Below are 8,916 nucleotides of genomic sequence, written 5' to 3'. Positions count from 1 at the left end.
CCGGCCGGGCCGGGGTGCGCGCCGGGAAGGCGACCGCGACCGGCACCGCCCGCGCGAGCAGGGCGACGGCCAGGGGCGCGCAGAAGGTCGGCAGGGCCACGCGGCGCCTCACCCACGCGGGCGGCGCGGACCGCACCGGGCTGGGCCGGCTGATCGAGCTGACCGCCGGCCACGCGGGCGGTGACGCGCTGGTCACGGTGGCGCTGGCCAGCACCGTCTTCTTCGGGGTGCCCGTCGGCGAGGCGCGCGGCCCGGTGGCGATGTACCTGGTCATCACGATGCTGCCGTTCGCGCTGCTGGCGCCGTTCGTGGGGCCGATACTCGACCGGTTCAGGTCGGGCCGCCGCTACGTGATGGCGGGCACGCTGTTCGGGCGCGGGCTGCTGTGCTTCGCGATGGCCGCGGCCGTGAAGCCGGGTGACCTGCTGACGCTGTTCGCCGGGGCGCTGGGCGTGCTGGTGCTGTCGAAGGCGTACAACGTGTCCAGGGCGGCGATCATGCCGAGCGTGCTGCCCGCCGACATCACGCTGGTGTCGGCGAACGCGCGGGTCGCCCTGTTCTCGCTGGTCTCGGCGGGCGTGATGGTGCCGGTCGGCGCGGGCCTGACGCTGTGGCTGGGCAGCGCCACGGTGCTGCGCGTGGCGATGGTCGCCTTCCTGCTCGTCGGCGTCTTCGCGGTACGGCTGCCGCGCCACGTCGACTCGCCGGAGCTGGAAGAGGAGGAGGGCGGGCCGGTGCGCTGGCGCACCCTCCTGAACGTCGGCCCGGCCGTCGCGGAGGCCGTCTGGGCGAACGTGGCGCTCCGGGTCTTCTCCGGGTTCCTGCTGTTCTTCCTGCTGTTCCTGGTACAGGACAAGGGCGTGCCGTGGCTGGCCGTGCCCGCCACGTTCTTCGACGTGCCGAGGACGATCGCGCTGCTGGCGGCCGCGGCCGGGCTCGGCGGCCTGGTCGGCGCCGTCGTCGCGAACTGGACGCGCAACCACTCGCCCCAGCTCATCACCCTGCTGACGCTGGCCGTCACGAGCCTGACGACGATCGCGACGGCCGTGTTCTTCGGGCTGTGGACCGCGGTCGCGATCTCGCTGGTCACCGCGTTCGCCCAGGAGCTGGGTAAGCTCGCGCTCGACGCGATCGTGCAGCGGGAGATCGGCGAGGAGGTGCGCTCGTCGACGTTCGGGGTGGTCGAGGCGCTGCTGCAGCTCGCGTGGGTGTTCGGCGGGCTGGTCGGGCTGGTGCTGTCGCTGACCGAGAGCGGCACGGCGGGGCTGGTGACGATGGCGGTGGCGCTGACGGCCGCCTTCGGCTGGCTGATCGTCCGCCGGCGCCGGCGCATCCGCTCGGCCGCCCGCCGCCGCGCCGACGACACCAAGCCCCACGACGCGTACGACTCCGCGCCGCCGCCGGACGTGTACGACCCGGCCTACGAGGACGCCTACGACGCCGCGTACAGCCAGATGCCGCCCCAGGACGCGTACGACGCCTCGTACGACGCCTCGTACGACGCCGAGCCCGACCTTCCCGGGCGACGGGATCAGCGCGCCGACACCCTCGACACGACCAAGCCGCTGACCAACCCCAACGCCTGAAAGCGCGCCGGGGCCGTCACGTCACTGGATGTCTAGGCGTCGAGGTCGTCCGCGACCGCTCTGAGCACCTGCGCGATCTTCTTGGCGTGCGCCGCGTCAGGGTGCTTGCCCCGCTGGTACGAGGTCGAGACGCCGTCGAGGAGCTTGATCAGGTCCTCGACGATGACCACCAGCTCGTCCGGCTTCTTGCGCTTGGCCTTGGGTTTGGGCTTGGCCAGCGTGGGCGGTTGTTCGAGGATCCGCACGGAGAGGGCCTGCTGCCCCCGCCGCCCTTCGGCCACCCCGAACTCCACTTTTTGGCCGGGCTTGAGCGGGCCGGCGCCAGTGGGGAGCGCGGAGGAATGCACGAAGACCTCACCGCCGTCGTCGCGGGTGAGGAAGCCGAAACCCTTGTCGGCGTCGTACCACTTGACCTTGCCACTCGGCACAGGAGGGACCTCGTTCAAACAGTCGTAAAGGATGAATGGATGTAGGTTATGCCCCGCAGGGCCTGGTAGCGACCAGGAATATTCCCGGCAATTAGCGGAGTTCACCACCCGGTCGCCAACCGGCGTACCAGTCGGCGAATTCCGTCAGGTCGCCGAGAGCCACATCGGCTCCGTGATCGCGCAGCTCTCCCAGCGTGTAGGGACCGGTCGCGACCGTCACGCTGACGGCTCCGCCGGCCCGCGCGGCCTTGATGTCCGCGACATGGTCCCCAACATAGGCGGCGGCGCCGAAGCGTGCGAGCGCCGTGCCCTTGTCCGTGCCGAAGGCCGATCCCACGACCTCGTCCACCTCCAGCCCCAGCAACCGGACGGTGCTGGTGGCGTCACGCTGGTTCTTGGCGGTGACGACGATGACCCCGCCGCCGTTCGCGCGCACGGCCTCGACGGCCTGCGCGGCGCCGGGCATGGGGGTGTGCACGGGCACTCCCAGCTCCGGATAGATCTCCCGGTACAGGGCGGCCGCCGCCGGGACCTCGTCCAGCGGCAGCCAGTTGGCCAGTTCGTCCTCCAGCGGCGGGCCGAGCCTGGTGACGATGGCCTCACTGTCGAAGGGAACGCCGAGGCGTACCGAAAGCTCGTCGTAGACGGCCGCGATGCCCGACCGTGTGTCCGCCAATGTCATGTCCAGATCGAAACCCACCGATGCACGCACAACGTGCAGGATCTCAAACGAACCGGCATTACCGGTAACAGCCCCTTGTTGTGGGACGGTTGGAGTGGGAAGAAAGGAATTACTTATCGGGAGGAGTGGCCGTGACCGAGACGCCAAGACCGCCGGAAGCGGGAGATCGGCTGGTCGCCGCCTCGTCCCGGCCCGCGCCCGCGACGACGACCGGCGAGCCCGAGAAGACCGCCGTTCCGCAAGCCCCCTCGCAGGCGCCCGCCGTCCCGTTCGACCAGCCGCGTCCGCACCGCGCCGCGCTGCCCCGGCAGGTGACGGGACCGGTCAGGGTGTGGCGGGGCGTGGTGGCGTTCCTGGCCGGCGCCGTCAGGCTGGCGTCCCGGCTGGCCGCGCTGGTTCTGGTCCTGTACGCGGTCTTCACGGTGTTCAAGGCCAACCCGGCCAACATCTGGTACCAGTTCGTCGAGTCGCTCGCCTCGTCGCTGTCGCTGGGCCTGGCCAACCTGTTCGAGCTGTCCGACCTGAGATGGACGACGGTGGTCAATCACGGGCTCGCCGCGCTGGTGTGGCTGGCCGTCGGCTCGGCGGTCGCGGGCCTGATCCGGCGTGCCGCGCCGTGACGGCTACTCTCCATAGCGGAGGTATCACGAAGAACATGACCAGATCGACGCGAGAGCGGATCATCGACGAGGCTCTGCGGCTGTTCGCCGAGCGGGGCTACTCCGCCACCTCGGTGGCCGAGATCGAGGCCGCCTCCGGGCTCTCGCCGGGTGCGGGGGGCCTCTACCGGCACTTCAAGTCGAAGTACGAGGTGCTCTCCGCGGCGATCAACGAGCACGCCAAGCGCACCCGTTCGCAGGTGGCCGACAGCCTGGCCGAGCTGGGCGACATGGAGGCCTCCGCCGACCTGGAGGCGCGGCTGTCGCTGCTGTGCCGCGCCGGGCTGGCCAAGGTGCGCGAGGAGTCGGAGCTGACCCGGGTGTTCTTCCGCGACCTGAGCCAGTTCCCGGAGCTGGTCGCGGTGGTGCGCGAGGGGCTGCTGCAGCCGATGTTCGACGCCATCACCACGTGGTTCCGCGCCCAGCCGGAGTACAAGGACGCCGATCTCGACTGGAACGGCATCGCCGCGGTGCTGGGCGGCTCGGTGGTGCACTACCGGCTGTTCCAGGAGACGGTCGGGGAGCTGCCGGGGCACGCGGAGAAGGACCAGTTCGTCGCCGCCTGGGTGCGCCTGGCCGTGGGCCTCATGCCGAGCCCGGCACCGGTCAGCTCGGCCCCGGTCAGCTGACCCTCGGGCAGCTCGGCCCCGGTCAGTCGACGTCTCAGCCCCGGTCAGTCGACGTCGAACAGCCGGTAGGCCAGCCAGACCACGCCCAGCCCCGTGCCGATCATGAACATCATGCCGCTGACCTCGAAGAACTGCGTCACGAACGCGTCCATGCCCGGCCGCGCCCCCACCCGCAGGCCGCCGATGAGCGCGCCGCCCACCGTGTAGCCGAGCAGCGGCGCGCCGATCCCGATCCAGCGGTCGCGCGGCTCCCAGCTCTCCGAGAACGCCACCAGCACCGCCCCGAACGCCCAGACCAGCACCGGCACCCGGAAGATCGCCACGGGCGGCAGGTCGAACGGCACCAGCAGCGCGGCCACCACCAGGATCGCCATCGCGACGGTGTCGCGGGGATGCTCCTTGACGATGGTCCTGGCGTCCCTGCCGTCGGTGGCCATCGGGTTGGCGCTGGACATGGCGACCTCGCGCAGCCGCGCGAACGGCATGCCGATCCCGGGCCGCCTGGCCCGCCGGTCCCGCTTGGCGGGCGGCGGAGCGGCGTCGTCGGCGATCCTCGGGAAGAACGGCGTCGCCCCGCCCGCCCCGGCGGCCCGCTCGGCCTTCGCCAGCGCCCCCGTCTGGGCCCCCGCCTGGGCCCCACCGCCGGAGGCGGCGGGCGCGGCGGGAGCCGTCGAGGTCGCCAGGGCCGTCGGTGACACGGCGGCCAGCCTGCGCGCCTCGCGCTCCACCAGCTCCACCGGATCCCCGAACCGGGCCAGCACCCTGACCACCACCCGCGGGTTCTGGCTGCCCTGCCGCTCCGCCTCGATCCTGGCCCGCAGCCGCTTGGCGAAGTCGAGTCGCTGGTCGGGCTTGAGGACACCGTGAGCCGCGTCAGCGGCGGCGCTGACGTAGTTGAGTATGAGCTGGTCCGCTCGCTCAATCACGGGAGCCATGCTGCCCCAATCAGGGGGGACATACCATGGCAACGATGGAGTTCACGGAGTGGATCAGGGGGCGCACCGACGAGCAGCTGCGGGCGCTCGTCTCGGCGCGCCCCGAGTTGATCACTCCGGTGCCGGCCCATCTGGAGGGCCTGGCGTCGAGGGCGGCCAGCCCGTCGGCGATCGGCCGGGCGCTGGACCGGCTCGACCGCTTCACGCTCGCCGTCGTCGAGACGCTCGCCGTCCGGACCGGCCCCGTCACCAAGGTCGCCCTGCGCGAGCTGGTGGGCGCGGCACTCGCCGGGGGACGGCCCGAGCCCGCGCTCTCCGCCGCCGTCGAGCGCCTGCGCGACCTGGCGCTCGTGTACGGCCCCGACAACGCCCTCGACCTCGCCCCGGGCGTGCGCAAGGTGCTCGACGACCCCGCCGGGCTCGGCCCGCCGGCGGCCGAGGCGTTCCGCCACCACGCGCCCGAGCAGCTGGAGGAGATGGCCGACGACGTCGCCCCGGGCGGCACGGGCTCGGGCAAGGAGCGGCTGGCCGGGGCGCTGGCCGACCCCAAGCCCCTGATCGAGGCGGTCTCCCCCGAGGCGCGGGCGGCGCTCGACCAGCTCGCCTGGGGCCCGCCCACCGGCCGGGTCCCGAACGCCAGGCGCGACATCCGCGTCGCCACCGCCCGCTCGCCGATCGACCAGCTCCTGGCCAGGGGCCTGCTGGCGGCGACGGGTGAGGAGAGCGTGACCCTGCCCCGCGAGGTGGGCCTGCACCTGCGCGGCGGCCGGGTGCACCGGGACCTGCACGCCGTGCCGCCCGCGCTCGAAGGCTCCGCGCGTGACCAGCGGCTGGCCGACCGGACGGCGGCGGGCCAGGCGTTCACGTTCGTGCGCACGGCCGAGGAGCTGTGCGAGCGCTGGAGCGCCGAGCCGCCGGGAGTACTGCGCACAGGCGGCCTGGGCGTGCGCGACATGAAGCGGACGGCGACCGACCTGGACGTGCCCGAGTGGGTGGCGGCCCTGGTCGTGGAGGTCGCGCACGCGGCCGGGCTGATCGCGTCGGGCGGCGGCGTGGACGGCGAGTGGCTGCCGACCCCCGCCTACGACCTGTGGCGGGTCAGGTCGACGGCCGACCGCTGGGTGGTGCTGGCGACCACCTGGCTGCACACCGACCGCGTCCCCGGCCTGGTCGGCGAGCGGGACGACCGGGACAGGCCGCTCAACGCGCTGCACAACGACCTGCGCCGCTCCTCGGCGCCCGGCATCAGGCTGGCGGCGCTGGGCGTGCTGGCCTCCGCCCCCGGCCTGGCGCCGACGCGCGACTCGGTGCTCGACCGGCTCGCGTGGGAGCAGCCGCGCCGCAGGGGACCGCTCAGGGAGCAACTGACGGAGTTCGCGCTGCGGGAGGCCGAGCAGGTCGGCGTGACCGGGCTGGGCGTGCTGTCCGGGCACGGGCGGGCGCTGCTGTCGGGCGAGGACGCCGCCGCAGCGCTCGCGCCGTTGCTGCCGGAGCCGGTCGACCACGTGCTGCTCCAGGCCGACCTGACCGCCGTCGCGCCGGGGCCGCTCACCAGCGAGCTGAACCGCTGGATGACCCTGGCCGCCGACGTCGAGTCCAAGGGCGGCGCGACCGTCTACCGGTTCGGCGAGAGCTCGATCCGGCGGGCGCTGGACGCCGGTCAGGGCGCCGAGGAACTGCTGGCCATGCTGGAGCGCCATTCGGCGACGCCGGTGCCGCAGGCGCTGTCGTACCTGATCGCCGACGTGGCCCGCCGTCACGGGCGCATCAGGGTCGGCACGGCCGGCGCCTACATCCGGTGCGACGACCCCGCGCTCCTCGACCAGATCACCGCTGACCGGCGCGCGGCCGCGCTGCGCCTGCGCAGGCTCGCCCCCACGGTGATCGCCTCGCGCTCCTCGCGCGCCGCGCTGGTGGACTCGCTGCGCGCGATGGGGTACGCGCCGGTGGCCGAGTCGCTCGACGGCGACGTGATCATCTCCCAGCTCGACAGCAGACGCACCGAGGGGCTGCCGCCGGCCCGGCCGTTGTCCTCGCCCAACGGCCTGGACGCCGAGGTGACGGCCGCCGCCGTGCGGGCGCTGCGGGCGGGCGACGCGGCCCATCTGGCGCGCCGCGAGCCCGTGGACGCACCTGGAGGCCAGGTTCCGCGCGGCCCGGCCACAGCGACCATCTCAGCGCTCCAGGAGGCCATCAGGCAGGGCGTACGGGTGTGGATCGGCTACCTCGACTCCCAGGGCAACGCCACCTCGCGCATCCTGGAGCCGGCCCGGATGGAGGGCGGCTACCTGACGGCGTACGACGAGACCAGGGCGGCCGTCCACCGCTTCGCGCTGCACCGCATCACGGGCGTCGCCGGTCTGTCTTGACGTCGGGTGATGATCAGGCGAGGTTGGGACCGTGACTGAGCTGACGCTTGGCCGGTTGGCCGCGGAGTCCTGGGACCGGTTCGACGACTTCGACTCGGTGTTCTACGAAGGGGTCTGGCATCGCAGCCACGCCCTGGCCGGGCGGGCGCGCAGGGTGTGCGGCGGCCTGATCGAGTCGGGCGTGCGGCCGGGCGACCGCGTCGTGGTGATGATGGCGAACTGTCCGGAGGTCGGCCTGATCTACCAGGCGATCTGGGCGGCCGGCGCGGTGGTGACGCCGGTGGTGTTCCTGGTGGGCGCCGAGGAACTGCGCCACATCCTGGCCGACAGCGGGGCCGCCGCCGTGGTGACCTCACCCGAGCTGGTGGAGACGGTCCAGGCCACCAACCTACGGATCCCGATATTTGTGGACACGGAGGAGCTGGAGAGCGCGGCCGAGCACGGGCCCCTCGACCGGGACCCCGCCGAGCTGGCGGCCCTCATGTACACGGGCGGCACCACCGGCAGGGCCAAGGGCGTCATGCTGAGCCACCGCGGCCTCTGGCAGGTCGCCAAGGACGCCTACGAGGCCTCCCGCCAGGAGGGGAGGACCCGGGCGATCGTGCCGGTGCCGCTCTCCCACGCGTACGGGCTGATCCTCACGATCGCCGGGCTGCACGCCACCGAGCCGCAGCAGGCGGTGCTGATGCGCTGGTTCGACCCGAAGGCGTTCCTGGAGCTGGCCGCCGCCCAGCACGTCCAGTTCGGCAGCGTCGTGCCAGCCATGATCCAGATGCTGCTGGCCGAGCCGCTGGAGTCGCACCCGCTGCCCGACCTGGCCTTCCTCACCTGCGGGGCGGCGCCGCTGGGCAAGGAGACGCTGGAGGAGTTCGAGCGCCGCATGCCGGGCACGAAGATCCTGGAGGGCTACGGCATGACCGAGACCAGCGCCGTTACCACGTTCAACCCGCCGGACCGGCGCAAGCCGGGCAGCGTCGGCCTGCCGCTGCCCGGCTACACGGTCACCATCCGCGACTCCGACGGCGGCAAGGCCGAGCCCGGCGACGTCGGCGAGATCTGCGTCACCGGCGACTCGCTCATGCTCGGCTACTGGGGCGAGCACGAGCCCGACCCCGAGGGCACCGCGCTGGTCGGCGGCGAGCTGCGTACCGGAGACCTGGGCTGCATGGACGACGACGGCTACCTGTACGTCGTGGACAGGAAGAAGGACCTGATCATCCGCGGCGGCTTCAACGTCTTCCCCCGCGACGTCGAGGACGCGCTCAACGAGCATCCCGGCGTCGTGATGTCCGGCGTCGTCGGCCGCCCCGACCCGCGCGTCGGCGAGGAGGTCGTCGCCTTCGTCCAGCTCGCGCCCGGCGCCACGGTCACCGCCGAGGAGCTGATGACCTGGGCCCGTGACCGGGCCGGTCGCGTCAAGTACCCCCGCGAGGTGCGGTTCGTCGACTCGATCCCGGTCACCAGCGTGCTCAAGCTGGACCGCAAGGCGCTGCGGGCGGCGCTCTAGGTGGCTGGTGTTTTTTGATCTATCTCGCGTAGGTCTGTCCTCTTGTGCCAGGGTGATCGGTGTTGGTCACCGGGCGTGGGGAGAGAACGAGCGATGGCAGTGGGCCAGACTCCGATGCAGC

General features: G+C 72.7%; 8 protein-coding genes. 5 read left to right on the top strand and 3 right to left on the bottom strand.

Annotated elements, in window-relative coordinates; genetic code table 11:
* Nucleotides 1–1,586: MFS transporter (locus KME77_RS22505; RefSeq protein ID WP_219470918.1), on the top strand; the 1,586-nt coding region annotated here is incomplete at its 5' end.
* A 32-nt stretch (nt 1,587–1,618) separates the two neighbouring features.
* On the opposite strand, the gene KME77_RS22500 is transcribed toward KME77_RS22505, so the two are convergent.
* On the bottom strand, nt 1,619–2,014 hold the full coding sequence (locus KME77_RS22500) for a cold-shock protein (protein ID WP_219470917.1): 396 nt from the start codon (nt 2,012–2,014) through the stop codon (nt 1,619–1,621).
* Nucleotides 2,015–2,105: 91 nt separating this feature from the next.
* Nucleotides 2,106–2,714, bottom strand: a complete 609-nt coding sequence (locus KME77_RS22495; RefSeq protein WP_308250830.1) for an HAD family hydrolase — start codon at nt 2,712–2,714, stop codon at nt 2,106–2,108.
* Nucleotides 2,715–2,827: 113 nt separating this feature from the next.
* On the opposite strand from KME77_RS22495, the gene KME77_RS22490 reads away from it, so the two are divergent.
* Entirely contained in the window at nt 2,828–3,316 is a 489-nt protein-coding gene (locus KME77_RS22490; protein ID WP_219470915.1) for a hypothetical protein, read from the top strand.
* 35 nt (nt 3,317–3,351) lie between these two features.
* Nucleotides 3,352–3,984 carry a TetR/AcrR family transcriptional regulator gene (locus KME77_RS22485; protein WP_219470914.1) on the top strand — a complete coding sequence of 211 codons (633 nt, stop codon included), beginning with the start codon at nt 3,352–3,354 and terminating at the stop codon, nt 3,982–3,984.
* 44 nt (nt 3,985–4,028) lie between these two features.
* On the opposite strand, the gene KME77_RS22480 is transcribed toward KME77_RS22485, so the two are convergent.
* Entirely contained in the window at nt 4,029–4,910 is an 882-nt protein-coding gene (locus KME77_RS22480; protein WP_219470913.1) for a hypothetical protein, read from the bottom strand.
* 44 nt (nt 4,911–4,954) lie between these two features.
* Between KME77_RS22480 and KME77_RS22475 the strand changes: the two genes are divergently transcribed.
* A complete protein-coding gene (locus KME77_RS22475) occupies nt 4,955–7,288 on the top strand; it encodes a helicase-associated domain-containing protein (RefSeq protein ID WP_219470912.1) in 2,334 nt (777 codons plus the stop codon).
* A gap of 31 nt (nt 7,289–7,319) precedes the next feature.
* Entirely contained in the window at nt 7,320–8,795 is a 1,476-nt protein-coding gene (locus KME77_RS22470; RefSeq protein WP_219470911.1) for a class I adenylate-forming enzyme family protein, read from the top strand.
* Nucleotides 8,796–8,916 lie beyond the last annotated feature (121 nt).

It is taken from the genome of Nonomuraea rhizosphaerae (assembly GCF_019396405.1).
Lineage (GTDB): Bacteria > Actinomycetota > Actinomycetes > Streptosporangiales > Streptosporangiaceae > Nonomuraea > Nonomuraea rhizosphaerae.
Note: the sequence above shows the minus strand (reverse complement) of the source record. Positions and strands in the feature narration are given on the sequence as shown.